The 17,523-nt window shown below is 68.8% G+C and carries 23 protein-coding genes; 8 read left to right on the top strand and 15 right to left on the bottom strand.

Annotated features, from left to right (window positions below; genetic code table 11):
* Positions 1–107 precede the first annotated feature (107 nt).
* Entirely contained in the window at positions 108–782 is a 675-nt protein-coding gene (locus tag FKO37_RS40300; protein WP_238607831.1) for a DUF998 domain-containing protein, read from the top strand.
* On the opposite strand, the gene FKO37_RS40295 is transcribed toward FKO37_RS40300, so the two are convergent.
* From FKO37_RS40295 to FKO37_RS40265, 7 genes are all read right to left on the bottom strand, one after another.
* On the bottom strand, positions 783–1,142 hold the full coding sequence (locus tag FKO37_RS40295; protein WP_037810243.1) for a Sec-independent protein translocase subunit TatB: 360 nt from the start codon (positions 1,140–1,142) through the stop codon (positions 783–785).
* A 36-nt stretch (positions 1,143–1,178) separates the two neighbouring features.
* Positions 1,179–1,787 carry a TetR/AcrR family transcriptional regulator gene (locus FKO37_RS40290; RefSeq protein ID WP_037810245.1) on the bottom strand — a complete coding sequence of 203 codons (609 nt, stop codon included), beginning with the start codon at positions 1,785–1,787 and terminating at the stop codon, positions 1,179–1,181.
* On the bottom strand, positions 1,784–3,130 hold the full coding sequence (locus FKO37_RS40285; protein WP_051728724.1) for a nucleobase:cation symporter-2 family protein: 1,347 nt from the start codon (positions 3,128–3,130) through the stop codon (positions 1,784–1,786). Before FKO37_RS40285 ends, FKO37_RS40290 begins: the two co-directional genes overlap by 4 nt.
* Before the next feature lie 25 nt (positions 3,131–3,155).
* Positions 3,156–4,046: a factor-independent urate hydroxylase gene (pucL, locus tag FKO37_RS40280; protein WP_037810247.1), complete on the bottom strand. Its 891-nt coding sequence runs from the start codon at positions 4,044–4,046 to the stop codon at positions 3,156–3,158.
* Between the two features lies 1 nt (position 4,047).
* Positions 4,048–4,365 carry a hydroxyisourate hydrolase gene (gene uraH / locus FKO37_RS40275; RefSeq protein WP_238607830.1) on the bottom strand — a complete coding sequence of 106 codons (318 nt, stop codon included), beginning with the start codon at positions 4,363–4,365 and terminating at the stop codon, positions 4,048–4,050.
* Entirely contained in the window at positions 4,362–4,847 is a 486-nt protein-coding gene (gene uraD, locus FKO37_RS40270) for a 2-oxo-4-hydroxy-4-carboxy-5-ureidoimidazoline decarboxylase (protein WP_037810249.1), read from the bottom strand. Before uraD ends, uraH begins: the two co-directional genes overlap by 4 nt.
* A gap of 81 nt (positions 4,848–4,928) precedes the next feature.
* Positions 4,929–5,405, bottom strand: coding sequence for a helix-turn-helix domain-containing protein (locus FKO37_RS40265; RefSeq protein WP_043833120.1), 477 nt, complete (start codon positions 5,403–5,405; stop codon positions 4,929–4,931).
* Between the two features lie 108 nt (positions 5,406–5,513).
* On the opposite strand from FKO37_RS40265, the gene allB reads away from it, so the two are divergent.
* Both allB and alc read left to right on the top strand, forming a co-directional pair.
* Entirely contained in the window at positions 5,514–6,842 is a 1,329-nt protein-coding gene (gene allB / locus FKO37_RS40260) for an allantoinase AllB (RefSeq protein ID WP_238607829.1), read from the top strand.
* 4 nt (positions 6,843–6,846) lie between these two features.
* A complete protein-coding gene (gene alc, locus FKO37_RS40255; RefSeq protein WP_238607828.1) occupies positions 6,847–7,866 on the top strand; it encodes an allantoicase in 1,020 nt (339 codons plus the stop codon).
* A gap of 71 nt (positions 7,867–7,937) precedes the next feature.
* Here the strand turns inward: alc and FKO37_RS40250 are convergent, their stop codons facing one another.
* The 3 genes from FKO37_RS40250 to FKO37_RS40240 all read right to left on the bottom strand — a co-directional run bounded on the left by FKO37_RS40250 (position 7,938) and on the right by FKO37_RS40240 (position 10,630).
* Entirely contained in the window at positions 7,938–9,986 is a 2,049-nt protein-coding gene (locus tag FKO37_RS40250) for a hypothetical protein (protein WP_238607827.1), read from the bottom strand.
* Complete coding sequence (locus FKO37_RS40245; protein WP_051728726.1) at positions 9,983–10,315, bottom strand: type VII secretion target; 333 nt, start codon at positions 10,313–10,315, stop codon at positions 9,983–9,985. The genes FKO37_RS40250 and FKO37_RS40245 overlap by 4 nt, the downstream gene beginning before the upstream one ends.
* Positions 10,316–10,453: 138 nt before the next feature.
* Positions 10,454–10,630, bottom strand: coding sequence for a hypothetical protein (locus FKO37_RS40240; protein WP_167441866.1), 177 nt, complete (start codon positions 10,628–10,630; stop codon positions 10,454–10,456).
* A gap of 69 nt (positions 10,631–10,699) precedes the next feature.
* Between FKO37_RS40240 and FKO37_RS40235 the strand changes: the two genes are divergently transcribed.
* From FKO37_RS40235 to FKO37_RS40225, 3 genes are read left to right on the top strand one after another with little or no spacing between them, the layout of a single operon-like run.
* Positions 10,700–10,864, top strand: a complete 165-nt coding sequence (locus FKO37_RS40235; protein ID WP_037810254.1) for a ribbon-helix-helix protein, CopG family — start codon at positions 10,700–10,702, stop codon at positions 10,862–10,864.
* Between the two features lies 1 nt (position 10,865).
* Positions 10,866–11,192, top strand: a complete 327-nt coding sequence (locus tag FKO37_RS40230; RefSeq protein WP_037810255.1) for a glyoxalase — start codon at positions 10,866–10,868, stop codon at positions 11,190–11,192.
* A complete protein-coding gene (locus tag FKO37_RS40225) occupies positions 11,189–12,010 on the top strand; it encodes a class I SAM-dependent methyltransferase (RefSeq protein ID WP_238607826.1) in 822 nt (273 codons plus the stop codon). Before FKO37_RS40230 ends, FKO37_RS40225 begins: the two co-directional genes overlap by 4 nt.
* On the opposite strand, the gene FKO37_RS40220 is transcribed toward FKO37_RS40225, so the two are convergent.
* The 5 genes from FKO37_RS40220 to FKO37_RS40200 are packed head-to-tail and all read right to left on the bottom strand — an operon-like array spanning position 12,003 to position 15,645.
* Positions 12,003–12,515 (bottom strand): DUF6228 family protein, encoded by a 513-nt coding sequence (locus tag FKO37_RS40220; protein ID WP_238607825.1) that lies wholly within the window; start codon positions 12,513–12,515, stop codon positions 12,003–12,005. The two genes, FKO37_RS40225 and FKO37_RS40220, sit on opposite strands and share 8 nt — an antisense overlap.
* A 19-nt stretch (positions 12,516–12,534) precedes the next feature.
* A complete protein-coding gene (locus tag FKO37_RS40215) occupies positions 12,535–13,011 on the bottom strand; it encodes a CoA-binding protein (RefSeq protein ID WP_037810257.1) in 477 nt (158 codons plus the stop codon).
* On the bottom strand, positions 13,008–14,294 hold the full coding sequence (locus tag FKO37_RS40210) for an O-acetylhomoserine aminocarboxypropyltransferase/cysteine synthase family protein (protein ID WP_134733153.1): 1,287 nt from the start codon (positions 14,292–14,294) through the stop codon (positions 13,008–13,010). The genes FKO37_RS40215 and FKO37_RS40210 overlap by 4 nt, the downstream gene beginning before the upstream one ends.
* Before the next feature lie 11 nt (positions 14,295–14,305).
* On the bottom strand, positions 14,306–14,815 hold the full coding sequence (locus tag FKO37_RS40205) for a GNAT family N-acetyltransferase (protein WP_238607824.1): 510 nt from the start codon (positions 14,813–14,815) through the stop codon (positions 14,306–14,308).
* Positions 14,812–15,645: a putative RNA methyltransferase gene (locus FKO37_RS40200; RefSeq protein ID WP_238607823.1), complete on the bottom strand. Its 834-nt coding sequence runs from the start codon at positions 15,643–15,645 to the stop codon at positions 14,812–14,814. The genes FKO37_RS40205 and FKO37_RS40200 overlap by 4 nt, the downstream gene beginning before the upstream one ends.
* Before the next feature lie 174 nt (positions 15,646–15,819).
* Here FKO37_RS40200 and FKO37_RS40195 point away from each other — a divergent pair, with 174 nt between their 5' ends.
* Both FKO37_RS40195 and FKO37_RS40190 read left to right on the top strand, forming a co-directional pair.
* Positions 15,820–17,187, top strand: a complete 1,368-nt coding sequence (locus FKO37_RS40195) for an ammonium transporter (protein ID WP_238607822.1) — start codon at positions 15,820–15,822, stop codon at positions 17,185–17,187.
* Positions 17,184–17,522 carry a P-II family nitrogen regulator gene (locus FKO37_RS40190; RefSeq protein WP_043827775.1) on the top strand — a complete coding sequence of 113 codons (339 nt, stop codon included), beginning with the start codon at positions 17,184–17,186 and terminating at the stop codon, positions 17,520–17,522. Before FKO37_RS40195 ends, FKO37_RS40190 begins: the two co-directional genes overlap by 4 nt.
* The last annotated feature ends 1 nt before the right edge of the window (position 17,523 follow it).

The following is a 17,523-nucleotide window of genomic DNA, read 5'->3' as shown; positions in this document are numbered from 1 at the left end:
GCAGGACGCTGAGAATGCGCGGCAATTCGGGCGGACTGTCCGAAAGCGACGGGAGCCCGGCCGGGATATGCTTTCGGGAAAGCGGGCGGGCGAGCGGAGAACCAGCGGTGACGACAGAACTGACTCCGGTGCTGGTGTCGGCCCCGTCGGCGAAAGCCGCGAAACGCGCGCTCGGCGCGGCGGTGGCCGCGGTGCTGCTCGCCGCGGCGTTCCTGGTGGTGCTGCACGTCGACCGCTACTGGGGCCCGATCGACCCGGTCAGTGCGATGCTCAGCGACTACGCCTGGACTCCCGGCTGGTGGATGTGGGCGGCGGCGATGCTGCTGACGTCGGCCGGTTCGGTCGTGGTAGCCGTGATCCTGCACCGCCGGGGGCTGCTGCGCGGAGCGCTGACGGTCGTCGCGATGACCGCCTGGTGCGCCGGGCTCGCGGCGGTCGCGTTGTTCACGAAGGACCCGCAGGGAAATGCGGTGTCGTGGGTCGGCAAAGTGCATCTCGGCGCGACCGGGATCAGTTGCGTGAGTTTGCCGTTGGCCGGATGGCTGCTCGGCCGGGCACACCGCAATTCGCCGGATTGGCGGGGTTATGCGCGCTGGTCGCGTATTCTGGGGTTGGCGGCCGTGCCGTTCTTTCTGCCGTTTCTCATTCCGTTCGCGGCCAATGTCGCATTCGGGCAGCATCTGCCGACCGTCGCGACCGGGCTCGTGGAACGGCTGATGGCCGTGCTGGAACTCGTCGAACTGCTCGTGCTCGCCGGATGGGCGTGGCGCGCGGCCGAATGATCAGGTGGCGTCGGGATCGACCGGCGGCCGCTCGTTCGCCCGCAACGGAACCGGAGCCGGAACCGGCGGGACCGGCGGCGGCGTCGCGGCCGGGGGAGTGTCGTCGAACAGGTACCTCGTCACGGCCGCCCGGGGGTTGCCCATCCGCAGGGACTGCAGTTCCTGCAACGGTTTCCGCAGCTCCTGGTACTCCGGGCCGAGTTCCGCCTCGAGCTGGGCCTTGGTGCCCGCGGCGAACCCGCGCGCGCGTTTCAGGGCCTGCGCGACCCAGTGCGCCGCCTCGGGCAGCCGCTCCGGGCCGAGGATGAACAACCCGGCGAGCAGCAAAATCACGATGTGGTCGATGCTGAGACCGAACACCGGCCACCTCCTGCGGACCCGGATGCTGGTTCCAGCTTAGCCGCCGGAGGGACGGCGCTTCCCGTCGTCACCCAGTTCGGTCAGCAGCCGTCGCGCTACGTCGACCACCGCCGCGCCCGCGACCGCCATCGGTTCAGTCGTCCGCATGGAGCGGCACAACACGAACGCGCCTTCCAGGCTGGTCACCAACGCGAGCGTGAGCGTGCGGGCGTGCTCGTCGGGAAGCCCGAACGCGGAGAACCCCTTGGTGCCCGCTTGGGTCCATGCCTCGAACACGTCCGCGGTGGCCTTGCGCAGGGGTTCGTTCGTGGTCGCCACTTCGAGCGCGACGGTCGCGATCGGGCAGCCCTCGACGTAGTCCGTGTCGAGCAGCGTGGTGACCGCGCCCGCGAAGAAGCTTTCGAGACCGGTGATCAGGTCCGGTGCCGGCGCGATGAAAACCTCGAACAGCTGCGCGTACTGCATCCCCGAGGTGCGTACCACTTCTTCGCCCAGTTGCTCCTTGCCGCCGGGGAAGAAGTGGTACACCGACCCGAAGGGCGCGCCGGCCTTTTCGACAATCTGCTTCATGCCGGTGCCCGCGTACCCGCCTTGCCGGAACAGTTCCGCCCCGGCGGCGAGGATCCGGTCCTTGGTGCCAGTCACGACACCGAGGATAGCTCCTGGACAGTAGAGCGTTCTATCAAGCGCGGCCGGAGCACCAGGTTGAGCACCACCGCGGTCACGCAGCCCGCGCTGATCCCGGAGTTGAGCACGACCTGCAGCGCCGCCGGGAACCCGGAGTAGAAGTCCGGCATGGCGATCGGGATGAGCCCGACCCCGAGCGACGCGGCGACGATCGCGACGTTGATCGGATGCTCGAACGACGCCTTCGCGAGCGTCCGGACGCCGCTCACCGCGACGCTGCCGAACAGCACCAGCCCGGCCCCGCCGAGCACCGGCTGCGGCACCAGCGCGACGATCCCGCCGGTCACCGGGAACACGCCCAGCAGCACGAGCACGACGCCGCTGGCCGCGACCACGTACCGGCTGACCATGCGGGTGAGCGACACGAGGCCGATGTTCTGCGCGAACGCCGTGCAGGCGAACCCGCCGAAGATCGTGCCGACGGCGGTGGAGAGCCCGTCCGCGCGCAGGCCGTCGGCCAACACGCGGCTGGTGGTCGGCCGGTCCACGATCTCGCCGAGTGCCAGCAGGTCAGCGGTGCTTTCCGCCATGATCACCAGCATCACGATGAGCATCGAGACGATCGCCGCGATGTCGAACGCCGGCGTGCCGAAATGGAACGGCGTCACGATGCCGAACACCGGGGCCTGTTTCAGCGTCGAGGTGTCGACCTGGCCCATCGGCCACGCCACCGCGGTACCGGCGACCAGGCCGAGCAGCAGCGCGATCCGGCTCCAGAACCCGGTCAGGAACCGGGTGAAGACCAGCACCGCGACCAGCGTGATCCCGGCCAGCAGGAGCCCGCTGGGCTTGGCCGATTTCTGCTGCGCGGCGATCCACTGCACGGCGACCGGCAGCAGCGAAATCCCGATGAGCGTGATGACCGTCCCCGTCACCACCGGCGGGAAAAACCGCGTCAGCTTGGAGAAAAACGGTGCGGCGAACACGACGAACACGCCGCCGACGAGCGTGGCGCCGTAGACGACGCCCAGCGCGTTGCCGTCGCGATGCTGCGCCGCGATGGACAGGATGGGTGCGACAGCGGCGAAAGTGACGCCGTTGACCAGCGGCAGTCTCGCGCCGAAACGCCAGAAGCCGAGGGTCTGCAAGAGAGTGGCCAGCCCCGCGGTGAACAACGCCGCGCTGATCAGCAGCGCGAGCTGGCCGGGGGAGAGGCCTACGGCCGCGCCGATGACGAGCGGTGGTGCCACCACTCCGGCGTACATGGCCGCTACGTGCTGGATTCCGCCGAGGATCAACTGCGGCAGCGGAGGCGCCGCGTCCACGGGGTGCCGAGAAGGTCGTTCCTGTGCAACTGACATGCGCTCTCCCGGAGGGGACTCGGGGCTAGAGCACGGCGTCGGTCCAGGCCGGGCCGGGCTCTTCGGCTTCGTCGCGGACCACCGTGCCTTCGATGAGGCCGTACGGGCGGTCGGCGGCGTAGAACACCTCGTTGTGGTTCTCGAGGCCGAAGGGGCTTAGATCGACGAGGAAGTGATGCTTGTTGGGCAGGGAGAACCGGATCTCGGCTACTTCCGGCCGTGCCCGCAGCACGGCTTCGCCCATCGCGTACAGGGTCTGCTGCAGCGAAAGACTGTGCTTGGTGGCGAACGTCTCCAGGAGCGTGCGCCGGATCTCCCGATGGCTCTTGGCCCAGTCGATCCCGGTGAATCCCTCGTAGCGCCAGCGCGCGGTGACGGCGGTGGCGAGAATGCGGTCGTCGGTTTCGACGAGCGTGGTGTATTCGTCCTTCGGGTATCCGTGGAATTCGGACCCGGTGGACTTGAGCACCACCAGACCGTCCACTCCGGACACCACCCAGGCGCGGTCGGCGTGCACGGTGACGGTCGTGGTGCGGCGTTCGCCGCCGGAGCTGCTGAACGAGTGGTCGTGCGGCGCGCCGTCCACGGTGATGCGGTCCCATTCCTGCTCTTCGACGGAAATCCGCGCGCCGGTGATCTTTTCCTGCGTGCCGACGAAGTGCTGGCCGAGCCGCAGCGCGAAGTCCTCGATCTCGCCGACGTCCTGCTGCTTGGCGAACGCGTACACCGTGTTCTTCTGCGTGTCGGTGGCCAGCACGGCGGAGTTGTCGCCGGTGAGGTGCGTGGCCGACAGGTCGCCGCGCAGGGCCGAGGACACCGTGAGGTCGCGCAGGTGGTGCACGCCGCCGGCGCGCCGGACGGTGACGAGGCGGACCTCGGCCTTGCCGTACTGGTTGGGGCCCAACGAGATTCCCATGTCAGCTCCCGCGATAGGTGGAATAGGCGAACGGGCTCAGCAGCACCGGCACGTGGTGGTGCGACGTGCCGTCGACGATCCGGAAAGCGATCGTGACGTCGGGGAAGAACGCTTCCGGGCCGAGGTAGCTCCCGGTGTCGAAGATCAGCCGGTACACCCCGGGGTCGAGCGTGTCCGGGCCGAGGTCGCGGATGCGGCCGTCGTCGTCGGTCTTGCCTTCGGCGACGAGCGAGCCGTCCTCGCGCTCGAAGCGCACGGCGATCCCGGCGGCGGGCTTGCCCGTGGCGGTGTCGAGGACGTGCGTGGTCACAAGGCTCATGCCGTTACCGCTTTCGCGAGGCGCAGTTGCGCGATCTTGGCCAGCTCCGCGCCGGCGACGTCGAGTTCGGTGTCCGGGTCGTTGCCGAGCCGGGAGCGCAGGTTCGCGAGCAGCTCCTCGCCGCTGCGCCCGCTCGCGCACACCAGGAAGACGTGGCCGAAACGGGCTTCGTACTCGGCGTTGGCGGCGGCGAATTCGTCCGCGTTGTCCACGCCGGACTGCTCCGAACGCGACCAGTCGGCGTCGCTGCCCTTGCTGGTCGGGCGTTCGCCGATCCTCGGGTGCGCGGCGATCGCGTCGCGGATCTCGTTGCGGCGCAACGGGGTCGCGCTGTCCGCGCTCTTGCTCAGCGCGGCGAAATCGGCGTACGGACGGCCGTCGAGCACGGTGTCGACCCAGCGCGGCACGGCCAGGCAGGCGGTGAGCGTCGGCCGGAGTTCGGCGGCGGATGCGGAGTTGAACTCGGCGAGTGCGAGCGGCAACGGAATCTCCTCCGGGGAGGTGGTGTTCCGCTGACCGTACGGCCGGGTCGAGCGTGCGTCAACACTTTGTTGAATCGCGGCTCAGTCGGCTTCCCGGTTGAGGTAGTTGTAGACCGTGAACCGCGTGACGCCCAGTTCCTCGGCGACCGCCGAAACCGATTTCCGCAGGTTGAAGGCCCCTCGCTCGCGCAGGAGGCGGACCGCGCGCTGCTTTTCCGGGCGGTCGAGATCGCGGAGTTTCGAGCCGAGTTCGCGTTCCACGTCGGAGATCAATCGCGACAGCGCGCTGTTGAGTTCGACCGCGGGAACGGTGTCGGAATCGTCGGTTCGGCGCAGTTGCAGCGTCACCCGGGTGGCCCCGCCTTCGAGGGCGGCGCGGGCGATCGAGGGCAACGCGGCGAACAGCTCGTCGGCGGTGCCGCGGGCCAGGGTGCCGAGGGGGCCGAAGTCGGTGTCGAGCCCGGCCGCGTCGGCGGCGTCGCGGGCGCGGACGGCGTGCTCCGGCGGTGCGCCCTCGCCGCGAAACGGCTCGCTGGTGAACTCGGCTTCCAACTCCACCTGGTGACCGTAACGTGGGAGGGACGGCGTTGACGAGCCGGGAAGGACGTGTCTAATCTCGGTGAGCGAAAGAGTCTTTCCGTAACGTGGAAGTGGAGGAGACCGTCGATGGACCTCGTGGTGCGGGCCGCGCATGCGGTGACCCCCGCCGGTCTCGGGCCGGCGACGATCGGCGTGCGGGACGGCCGGATTGTCGCCGCGGAACCCGGCGTTGTCGAGATGCCGGGCACGCGGCTCGTCGAGCTGGCCGAGGACGAGGTGCTGCTGCCCGGTCTCGTGGACACCCACGTGCACGTCAACGACCCCGGCCGGGCCGAGTGGGAGGGTTTCGAGACCGCGACGCGCGCGGCCGCCGCCGGTGGCGTCACCACGATCGTGGACATGCCGCTCAACAGCCTGCCGCCGACGGTCGACGTGGCCGCGCTCGAGGTCAAGCGCAAGGCGGCGAGCGGTCGCGTGCACGTGGACGTCGGGTTCTGGGGCGGCGCGATTCCGGGCAACGAAGGCGATTTGCGCGGGCTGCACGACGAAGGCGTCTTCGGTTTCAAATGCTTCCTGCTGCACTCCGGCGTCGACGAGTTCCCGCCCCTGGACGCGGACAGCCTGGAATCCGCGCTGCGCGAGCTGAAATCGTTCGACGCGCAGATGATCGTGCACGCGGAGGATTCCGACGCGATCGATGCCGCTCCCGACCCGCACGGCGAGAAGTACCACGACTTCCTCGGTTCCCGCCCGCGCGGCGCGGAAAACCTGGCCATCACGCACGTGATCGAAGCGGCGCGGCGCACCGGCGCCCGCGCGCACATCCTGCATCTGTCCTCTTCGGATGCTCTGCCGCTGATTGCCAGTGCTCGCCGCGAAGGTGTCGCGCTGACGGTGGAAACCTGTCCGCATTATTTGTCGTTCGTCGCGGAGGAAATCCGGGACGGGGCAACGCAATTCAAGTGCTGCCCGCCGATCCGCGAGGCGGCGAACCGGGAATTGCTGTGGCAGGGTTTGGCGGACGGCGTGATCGACACGATCGTCAGCGACCATTCGCCGTGCACGCCGGAGCTGAAACGCTTCGACACCGGCGATTTCGGTCTTGCCTGGGGCGGTATTTCCAGCCTGCAGCTCGGTCTGCCCGCGATCTGGACGCAGGCCCGCCAGCGCGGCTTCGGTCTGGTCGATGTCGTGCGGTGGATGGCCGAGCGACCGGCCGCGCAGGTCGGGATGACGCGCAAGGGCAAGCTGGAAGTGGGCTGCGACGCCGATTTCTGCGTCTTCGCGCCGGACGAGGCTTTCGTCGTGGACGTCGCGAAGCTCAAGCACCGCAACCCGGTGAGCGCGTACGACCAGCGTCCGCTGGCCGGCGTCGTGCGCGGCACGTGGCTGCGCGGCGAGCCGGTGACCGGCGGCGAACCGAGGGGGACTCTGCTGACCCGGGGCAATTGCTGAAGAGATGGAGGAGCACGTGTCCGACCGTCCGGAGTGGACTACCCAGCCCGATCTGGCCTCGCGCCTGTTCGGGGGCACCGTGATGTGGGCGAGCGACGAACTGTTCGCCGAGAAGGAAAACCTGGTCAACCCGTGGCGGCCGGCGCACCGTGCCGAAACGTTCGGCCCGAAAGGCCAGGTGTACGACGGCTGGGAGACCCGGCGGCACCGCGAACCCGGCGACGACCACGCCCTGATCCGCCTCGGCCTCGGCGGCGTGGTGTCCGGCGTGGTGGTGGACACGGCGTTCTTCAAGGGCAACTACCCGCCATTCGTGTCCGTGGCGGCGACGTCCGTCCCCGGCTACCCGAGCGCGGCCGAACTGCAGGACGCCGACTGGGACATCCTGGTCGACCACGAACCGGCGGTCGGCGACTCGGAGAACTACTACAAGGTGACGTCCCCGCGGCGCTACACCCACGTGCGCCTCACCCAGCACCCCGACGGCGGCGTAGCCCGACTGCGCGTACACGGTTCGCCGGTTCCCGACCCTTCGCTGCTCGACCCGCGCTCCCTGGACTTGGCGGCGCTGGAGAACGGCGCGGTCGTCACCGGGTGCAGCGACATGTTCTATTCGTCGCCGAACAACATGCTGTCGCCGGGCCTCGCCGCGCACCAGGCGGAGGGCTGGGAAACCGCCCGCCGCCGCGACGACGGCAACGACTGGGCGACGGTCTCCCTGGCGGGCGCGGGCTTGGTCCGGTTCGTGGAACTGGACACCAGCAACCTCAAGGGAAACGCCCCCGGCTGGGCGTCGGTGAGCGGCCGCCTGGACGAGGGCGAGTGGGTGGAACTGTTGCCGCGCACCAGGTTGCAGCCCGACACCCGGCACCGCTTCGCCCTGGCGGACGACGGCCCCGAGGTAACGGAAGTCCGCCTGGACATCTACCCCGACGGCGGCCTCGCCCGGCTGCGCCTGTTCGGCGAACTGAGCAAACGCGGCAGGGAAGCCATGACGGCACGGTTCGCGGAGACGTCCGACTGACCTTTCGGCTCGGTCTCAGCCGTGCGGGTCACCCTGGAATTCCTTCCGGGTGACCCGCACGGTTTTTTTCGTTACTCCGCGGTGCTTCCTTCGGCGGCCGGGTCCGGGTGCTCCTTGCGCCACTCCTCGTCGGAGGTCTTCCAGGCTTCCTCGGCCTGCATGTGGATGTCGGTGATCGCCTTGTCGAAGTTGATCGCGTCCTTGCCGATCCAGCCCACGAAGTTCTTGCTGCTCTTGGCGTCGGCCAGACCCTTGAGGAAGGGGTAGAGCTCCGGGCGGCTCTTGAAGAACTCGTCCGGGGCCTTGACGATGTCCTTCCAGACGTTCTTGCCCCCGGTGTACTTCTGGACCTGGGGGAGGTTGCACATGTTCTCGAGCCAGCTTTCGTGCTTCTTCATCCAGCTGAACTCGTAAGGCTTGAGCGGCGACTGCGGGCCTGGGGGACGACCGGATCCGCCTCCGTTGCCCTGGGTGTTGCCGTGCTCGCCGCCTTGGTTGTTTTCCTGGTGATTGCCGCCTGCGTTGCCTTCTTGGTGGTTCCCGCCTGCGTTGCCTTCTTGGTGGTTGCCGCCTGCGTTGTCGCCGTGGTGGTCGCCGCCGGTGTTCTCGTTGTGCTGGTTGCCGCCGCCCGCGTTGTCGCCGTGATGGTCGCCGTTGGTCTCGTGGTTCTGGTTCCCGCCCGGGTTGTCCTCGTGGTGATTGTTCCCGCCGGGAGTCTCATCGTGCGGAGTGTTGTTGCCACCGGGGTTGTCGTGGTGCTGGTTGTTCCCGCCGGGGGTGTTGTCGTGGCCGCCCGGGGTGTTCTCGTGGTTGCCGCCCCCGCCCGGGGTGTCTTCGTGGTGCGGATTGCCGCCCGGACTGTCGTGGGGGCGGTTGGGCGGCGGGTTGAAGTGCTGATCCGCGGCCAGCCAGGTGTCGAACGGATCGTCCTCGTGCGGCTGGTTGTTCGGCCGCTCTTCGTGCGGGGTGTTGTTTCCGCCGGGGGTGTCGTCGTGGTGGTTGTTGCCGCCTGGCGTGTCGTCGTGCGGCGTGTTGTTCCCGGGGGTGTCGTCGTGCGGGGTGTTGTTTCCGCCCGGGGTGTCGTCGTGGTGGTTGCTGCCACCTGGCGTGTCGTCGTGCGGGGTGTTGCTGCCGCCGGGGGTGTCGTCGTGCGGGGTGTTGTTCCCGTCCGGGGTGTCGTCGTGGTGGTTGTTGCTGCCACCCGGCGTGTCGTCATGCGGCGTGTTGTTCCCGCCGTGACCACCCTGCCCGCCCTGACCGCCACCGCCGCCACCGGTCCCGCCGCCATGGCCGCCGCCGTGGTTGCCGCCCAGGTCGGTCATCTCGTGGTTGTTCCCGCCGCCGTGCGAGCCGCCGCCGCGTCCGGGTTTCACCTTTTCCGCCAGTTGCGCCAACCGGCTCGCGGTCCGCCCTCCCAGGCCGACCACCCGGGCGATCTTGGACGCCATCGTCAGCGCCAGCGAGATCCCCGACCGGATCACGTTGCCGACCCCGACCACGATCGACGCGCCGAACGTGAACGCCGCCATCGCGAGGGCGATCAGCATCGTCGCGATGACGTCGCCGAGGAACGTCGTGATCAGGTCGCGGATCAGCGAACGCACCACGGTGACCAGGGCCATCGTCGTCTCGACGACGTAACCGGCGACGTCGACCGCCTGTCCGGCGCTGTCGATCTGGCCGCGCCGGTCGCCGATGTTCTTCTTGAACGCCTCGGCGCCGTCGCCCTGCCAGTCGGTGACCGTTTTCTGCAGCGTGGTGTCGAGGTCCTTCGCGGCGTTGCGGAGGTTCTGCGCGGTCTTGTGCAGTTCTTCGGCCATTTTCTTGATCGCCGCGGGGTCGCCGGCGAGCTTGTCGAGGCCCTCTTTGAGGAACGAGATGTGCTCGATCAGCCAGCCGAGCCCGGCCGCGATCAGTTTGCCGAACGGGTCGAGAACGAAGGCCGCGGTGTCCGCGATCGCGCCGACGATCGAGACGCCGATCTCGACCCCCACCGCGGCCGCGTCGGCGCCGTGCAGGTGCTGGATTTCCTGGATCGACGAGACGACGCTGTGCCAGCTGTCCGCGACCCCGGCGCCGGTGGTGCTGTTCGCATCGGTGATGGGCTCGACGACGCTCATTTCACCTGCTCCGGCTTGAACTTGTCGAACGCCTTCGCGAGGTCCTGGTCGCCCTTGCTGTACTGCTCGCTGGCCTGGCGCGTCTTGTCCGCGCTGTCGGTCACGTCCTTCGCGACGCCGTGCAGATTGTCGGAGACGGCCTTCAGCGCGATCCGCGCCGGAATCGCGAGCACCTGCGCGAGCACGACGCCGAACGCGTCGATGTCCCCGCCGTTGGCGTCGTCCACCGCCTTCGCGGAGTCGTTCACCGTCGGCACGGTGGTCGTGTCCAGGTACTCGCTGAATGTGTGCAACTCGTCCGGGTGGACGGTGAAGCCGTTCCCTGCCACCAACACTCCTTCGCCTGCCGCGATCGGGCCGCGCCGAGTAGAGCAGCGGCGGCTGAACCGGAGGCGACGTGCGTGCGGACGAAGGCTGAACGAGACGATCTTCCTGCCCGAGCGTGCGGGCCGGAAGGGACGGACGGGTCAGCCGCGCGCGCTGGGGCGGTTCAGGTAGGCGGAGAAGGACGACAGCAGAGCCGCGACGCCGACGATCGCGGTGACCCACCACGGGCCGCCGGTCACGAGGTTGAACACGAACGCGGCAGCCATCAGGACGGCGGCGATGATGTTCCTGATCTGCAGCCCGGAGGGTTTCGCCATGCCTCCACCTTCTCACGAGCGCGAGGGGCGGGCCTTGTCCGCCGCTGGCTAGATTGCTAGCATCCTAGAATGGCCGGTGAAGAGGTCAAACAATTCAACGTCTACCTGCCGGTCGAGCTGATCAAGCAGGTGAAGTACCGGGCGATCGAGACCGAGCAGTCACTGTCCGCACTGGTCACCGCGGCCTTGCGGGCTTATCTCGACACCTCGCCCGACCAACGAGAGGACGGCTGACATGAGCGACGGCATCACGATGTTCGTCATGGAGACGCACAACTGGGGCAAGACCGCGAAGTTCCTGCAGCGCGTGGGGTTCAGCCTCGACTTCGAGACCGACCACAACTCGGGTCAGCTCTCGAACGGCGACGGCGCACCGGTGTTCGTCGTCGAGGTGCCGGAAAACCAGGAACCGCGCACGGCCGTGGTGGTGGCGGTGCCGGACGAGTCGGTCGACGCGGAACTCGACGTCGTCACCCCGTTCGAAGACACTCACTACGGCACGCGCGAGATGACCGTGCGGGACCCGGACGGCCGGATCTGGACCCTGCGGGCCCCGAAGTGAGCGAGCCGGATCACACCGCGGTGCGCGTCGCGTTGTGGCGCGCGCTGCACGTGCTCGCCGATCCGCCGCCGCACGCGCTGGCCGACGAGATCGGGCTCCAGTTGGCCGATCCTGGTCCGGACTGGCGCTCCCGGCCGGACATGGACCGGGACTTCACCCGCCGGTTCCGCGCGGGAATCGCGTTGCGCAGCCGGTTTGTCGAAGATCTGGTGCGCGAACGCGGGGTCTCGCAGTACGTCCTGCTCGGCGCCGGGCTGGACACGTTCGCGCAGCGGGAACCGGAGCTGGGCGTGCGGGTGTTCGAAATCGACCAGCCGGGCACGCAGGAGTGGAAGCGCGCGCGGCTGGCCGAGCTCGGGCTGCCCGCCCCGTACCGGTTCGTGCCGGTCGACTTCGAATCCGGCGAACAGTGGCCGGAACGCTTGGCTGCCAACGGTTTCGAGCTGGAGAAACCCGCCGTGGTGGCGTCGACGGGAGTCAGCATGTACCTGACGCGCGAGGCGAACGCCGCGACGTTGCGTGCGCTCGCCGGTTTCGCGCCGGGCACCGTGGTGGCGATGACGTTCCAGATGCCGGAGGAGTACCTGGACGAACCCGATCGCGCGGCCCGGGCAGCGGCGATGAAGGGCGCGAAGGCAGCGGGGACGCCGTTCGTGAGCTTCTTCGCGCCGGACGAGATGCTGGATTTCGCGCGGGAGTGCGGTTTCCAGGACGTCCGGCATGTCAGCGCGGCCGAGCTGAACAAGCGGTATCTGTCCGGTCGGTCGGACGGGCTGAAGACGTCGGGGGAGGAGTTCCTGGTGGCGACGGTCAGCTGAACTCGGCGTCGCGGTATTCGACCGGAAACCTTTCGGCGGTAAGGAAATCGTGCAGCTGGGCGGCCAGGTCGTCCTTCTCCGCGCCAGCCTCCATCGTGGTCGTGACGGTGGCTTCCCATTCGCCGTAGACGGAATGCCGCCACGGCCGCAGCGTCCAGGCCAGTTCGACGCGGCCGCCGGAGTGGTGGGTCGCGCAGACGATCAGGTCGCGGTCGGCGTTGACCCAGCGTCGCTCGCCTTCCCAGCCGCGGAAGTCGAGCCCGTCGAGGAACCGGGCGAGGCCGCGGCCGGTGACGTAGTTGGTGACGTGGTCCAGCCGGGCGTCGAGCCCCGGCGCCTGGACGCGGACGGCGAAGAACAACCGCCGGTCCAGGTGGTGGCCGGCGGCGTGCCGTTCGCCGAACCGCACCGAGACCTGGTCGCCGCGGAACACGACTTCCCGGTCGTCCAGGCAGGTCATCTCGGTTTCCGGCCGCGGCCAGCCGTGCGGGCAGTTCGGGTTCACCTCGCCGAACCTAGCGTGTTCAGGGCGCGGTTTGCCGCCGTGAGCTGATCACCCCGGTGTTGAACCCCGCGAGATGCAGCCCGCCCGCGAACCGCGCGTGCTCGATCTTCACGCAGCGGTTCATCACCACGTCCAGCCCGGCTTCGCGGGCGCGGTCCGCCACCGGTTCGTGCCACAGGCCGAGCTGGAGCCACAACGTCCGCGCGCCGGCCTCGATGACCTCCTCGGCGACCCCGGGGAGGTCGTCGTGCTTGCGGAACACGCTCACCAGATCCAGTTCGCCCGGCACGTCCGCCAGCGACGGATACACCGGCCGCCCCAGCAACGTGTCGAGCCGCGGGTTGACGAAGTTGACCTCGTAACGCGTCGAAGACAGCAGATACGTCGCCACGAAGTAGCTCGGCCGCGCCGGATTCGCCGACGCGCCCACGACCGTCACCGATTTCGTGCGCCCGAGAAGACGCCGCCGTTCGACCGCCCCGACGTCGTAGCTCACGCGTTCACCGCCTTGTCGAGAGCCTGGTCGAGGTCCCACAGCAGATCCTCGACGTCCTCCAGCCCGACCGACAGCCGGATCAGGTCCGCGCCGACGCCCGCCGCGGCGAGCTGGTCCTCGGACAGTTGCGCGTGCGTCGTCGAGGCCGGATGGATCACCAACGTCCGCGCGTCGCCGACGTTCGCCAAGTGCGACAACAGTTCCACCGACTCCACGAACTTCTCGCCCGCCGCGCGTCCGCCCTTGACCCCGAACGAAAACACCGCGCCCGGCCCCTGCGGCAGATACCGCGCCGCCCGCTCGTGATCCGGGTGATCAGGCAACCCCGCGTAAGACACCCACGCGACCCGCGGGTCCGCGTTCAGGTACTCCGCGATCGCCCGCGCGTTGACGACATGCGCGTCCATCCGCTGCGGCAGAGTTTCGACACCTTGCAGCAGCAAAAACGCGGAATGCGGCGACAGCACCGCGCCGATGTCGCGCAGTTGCTCCGCGCGCAGCCGCGTGCAGAACGCGTACTCGCCGAAGTTCTCCCAGTACTTGAGCCCGCCGTAACTGTCGACGGTCTCGGTCATCCGAGGAAACTTTCCGTTGCCCCAGTTGAAAGTCCCGGCCTCGACGACGACCCCGCCGAGCGTCGTGCCGTGCCCGCCGAGGAACTTCGTGGCCGAGTGCAGGACGATGTCCGCGCCGTGCTCGATCGGGCGGCAGAGATACGGCGTGGCGAGCGTCGCGTCGACCACGAGCGGGATGCCGTGCGAATGCGCGAGATCGGCCAGCCCGGCGAGGTCCGCGATCGCGCCGCTCGGATTGCCGATCACCTCGGTGTAGATCAGCTTCGTGCGGTCGGTCACCGCTTTGGCGTAGTCCTCGGTGTCACCGTGCACGAACGTCGTCTCGACACCGAACCGCGCGAGCGTCCCGGTGAGCTGCGTGACCGTCCCGCCGTACAACCCGGCGGCGGACACGATGTGGTCGCCGGCCTCCGCGAGCGCCGAGAAGGTGAGGAACTCCGCCGCCTGCCCGCTGGCCGTCGCGACCCCGCCGATGGCCCCTTCGAGACTCGCGACGCGCTCTTCGAACGCCGCGACGGTCGGGTTGCCGATCCGGCTGTAGACGTTCCCGTACTTCTGCAGCGCGAACAGATTGGCCGCGTCGGCCGCGTCCTCGAACACGAAGCTGGTCGTCTGGTAAATCGGCACCGCACGAGCCCCGGTAGCAGGGTCGGGAGTGCCGCCGGCGTGCAGGGCGCGGGTGCGGAAGCCCCAGGTACGTTCGCTCATCGACGGCCACGCTAACCCAGCGGCGGCGGTGGCGGCCATTCCTCCCGGAGAGTGATCGGGCGGGCGCGCCAGACCACGGCGAGCGCCGGATCGCCAGCGGGGTCCGGCTCGATCCGCTCGACGGCGAATCCTTCCCGTTCGTAGAAAGCCGCGGCCCGCTCGTTGGCGGCGAAGTGTTCGATGCGCAGCCGGTCGACGCCTTCTGGCAGGTGGCTGGTTAGGGCATCGAGCAGTTGTGGGCCCAATCCGTGGCCGCGGTGTTCCGGGTCGAGGTAGAGCTTGTAGACGACGTGGTCGGGTCCGCGCTGTCCGACGCCGACGATGCGCGCCTCGGCTTCAGCGACGACAACGCGCCCGTCGGCCACGGCGGCGCCGATATGCGCTTCGTTCCACCACCGACGGACTTGGCGCTGGGCTGCCGCTTCGCCGATCAGCGGGGTGTAGTGCGGTGGGATGTGCGTCTCGCCGAAACGGCAGATCGCCTCGACGTCGCTCAGCTCGGCCACGCGCACCCGGCTCACGGCCCGTCGTCCCTCTTCCGCCACACGCTCACCGAAACCGCCAGCGTCACGTCCCGTCCAGCCGCGGCTTCGAGGCGCTCCCGCCGTCCGTCCCGGTCCAGATGGAAGCCCGCGGGCCCCATCGCCACCACATCCCGCACCTGCGCCGCGCTGAACTCCTGCGTCCGGACCACCTCCACCCCGGACTCCCGCTCGAACAACCCGCCTAACGCGGCCTCGAGCCGTTCTTCCTTCCGCGCGTCCACCGCGAGCACCAGATCGCCCAGCTCCGCGAGATGCCCCGGCAACGGCGACGCCACCACCAGCTTCCCGCCCGGCTCCAGAACCCGGTGGAACTCCGCGGCGTTCCGCGGCGAGAACACGTCCAACACCACCGACGCCACCCCGTCGCCCACCGGCCACGGTTCCCACAGGTTCCACACCGCCGCGCCCAGCCTCGGATGCGCCCGCGCGGCCCGTCGCAGCGCGATCGCCGACACGTCCAGTGCGAGCCCGACCGCGTCCGGTGCGGCGTCCAGTACTCGCGAGAGGTAATAGCCCGGCCCGGCTCCGGCGTCGATGATCAATCCGGGAGCAGAACCAACCTCAGCGACCGCCTCGGCGAGCGGTGCGTACGCCCCGGAGGACAAAAACGCCGCCCGCGCATCCACCATCGGCGCGGTGTCGGCCGTTCCCGCCGGGATGCGCGCGTGGAGAAGATTGACGTAACCCTGCCGGGCCAGATCGAACGAATGCCGCCGCTCGCAGCGCAGCGTCCGGCCGGTCAGCGAGACCGGCTCCGCGCACACCGAACAGCGCAGCGCTTCGATCACCCGATCAGGCAAAGACATGGCGCTATTCGACCATGAGGTTGCCTGACCGGACATTTCACCCCGGCTCCCCGGAAACGTCCCCGTAACAACCCACGTGCCGGAGTTCACGCGAGGGAAACGTGAACCGAAGCCTGGTGAAACACCCGCGGCCAACACTTCCTCTGCAGTTGCCCACGGCACGGGAGGACGATTGTGCTGAACGCCGGAGACACCGCCTGGGTGCTGATCAGCGCCGCGCTGGTCATGCTCATGACCCCAGGCCTCGCGTTCTTTTACGGCGGCATGGTCCGCGCGAAGAGCGTTTTGAACATGTTGATGATGAACTTCATCGCACTCGCGATAGTCGGGGTGCTGTGGGTGCTCTTCGGGTTCTCGCTGTCCTTCGGCGACGACGCTTTCGGCGGCCTGGTCGGGAACTTCGACTACGCCGGCCTGACGGACGCGTTCGGCAAGCTCGTCGGCCTCGCCAGCGCGGGCCCGCCCGCCGTCCCGTGGCCCGGCCCGGACGCGTTGCCGCTGCTCGCGTTCTGCATGTTCCAGCTGATGTTCGCGATCATCACCCCGGCGCTCATTTCCGGGGCCATCGCGGATCGCGCGAAGTTCTGGGGCTGGACGCTTTTCGTGACGATCTGGGTCATTGTCGTGTATTTCCCGGTCGCGCACTGGGTGTTCTCGTTCGACGGATTCACCGGCAAGGATTCGGTGGGCGGCTGGATCGCCAACCAGCTCAAGGCGCTCGACTTCGCGGGCGGCACGGCGGTGCACATCAACGCGGGAGCCGCGGGTCTCGCCCTCGCGCTGGTGCTCGGCAAGCGCAAGGGCTGGCCGAAGGACACCGGCCGTCCGCACAACGTCCCGTTCGTCCTGCTCGGCGCGTCGCTGCTGTGGTTCGGCTGGTACGGCTTCAACGCCGGTTCCGCGCTCGGCGCCAACGACCTCGCGGGCGTCGCGTTCACCAACACCACCGTCGCGACCGCGGCCGCGGTGCTCGGCTGGCTCGTCGTGGAACAGCTGAAGTTCGGCAAGCCGACCACGCTCGGCGCGGCGTCCGGCGCGGTGGCCGGCCTGGTCGCGATCACCCCCGCCTGCGGTTTCGTGAGCCCGCTCGGCTCGATCGCGATCGGCGTGATCGCCGGGGTGCTGTGCGCGCTGGCCATCTCGCTGAAGTTCCGCTTCGGCTTCGACGACTCCCTCGACGTCGTCGGCGTGCACCTCGTCGGCGGTCTCGTCGGCACCGTGCTGATCGGGTTCTTCGCCACCAAGAGCGTGAACCCGGCGGGCGCGGACGGGCTGTTCTACGGCGGCGGCTTCAAGCAGCTGGGCATCCAGGTGGTCGCCGCGCTTGCGGTGCTGGGCTACTCGTTCATCATGACCTTGATCATCGGCTTCGCGATCAAGAAGGCGGGCGGGTTCCGCGTCAGCACCGAACACGAGGTCAGCGGCATCGACGAGGGTCAGCACGCGGAGAGCGCCTACGACTTCACCGGCATGGGCGGCCTCGGCCACTCGGCGACGTTCCCGGCCAAGCCCGTCACGAAACTCGAGGAGACCAAGGCATGAAGCTCATCACCGCGATCGTCAAGCCGTTCACGCTCGACGACGTCCGCTCCTCGCTGGAGCAGCTGGGCGTGCTCGGGATGACGGTGAGCGAGGTCCAGGGCTACGGCAGGCAGAAGGGCCACACCGAGGTCTACCGGGGGGCCGAGTACTCGGTGGATTTCGTGGCCAAGCTGAAGATCGAGGTCGTGGTGGACGACGTCGTGGTCGAGAAGGTCCTCGACGCGGTCACCACCGCCGCGCACACCGGGAAGATCGGCGACGGGAAGGTCTGGGTGACGCCGGTGGAGACGGTCATCCGGGTCCGCACCGGCGAACGCGGCACGGACGCGCTGTAGC

The organism is Amycolatopsis sp. Poz14, from assembly GCF_006704225.1.
In the GTDB taxonomy this organism is placed as follows: Bacteria; Actinomycetota; Actinomycetes; order Mycobacteriales; family Pseudonocardiaceae; genus Amycolatopsis; species Amycolatopsis nivea.
This window is presented reverse-complemented; position numbering and strand designations above follow the sequence as displayed.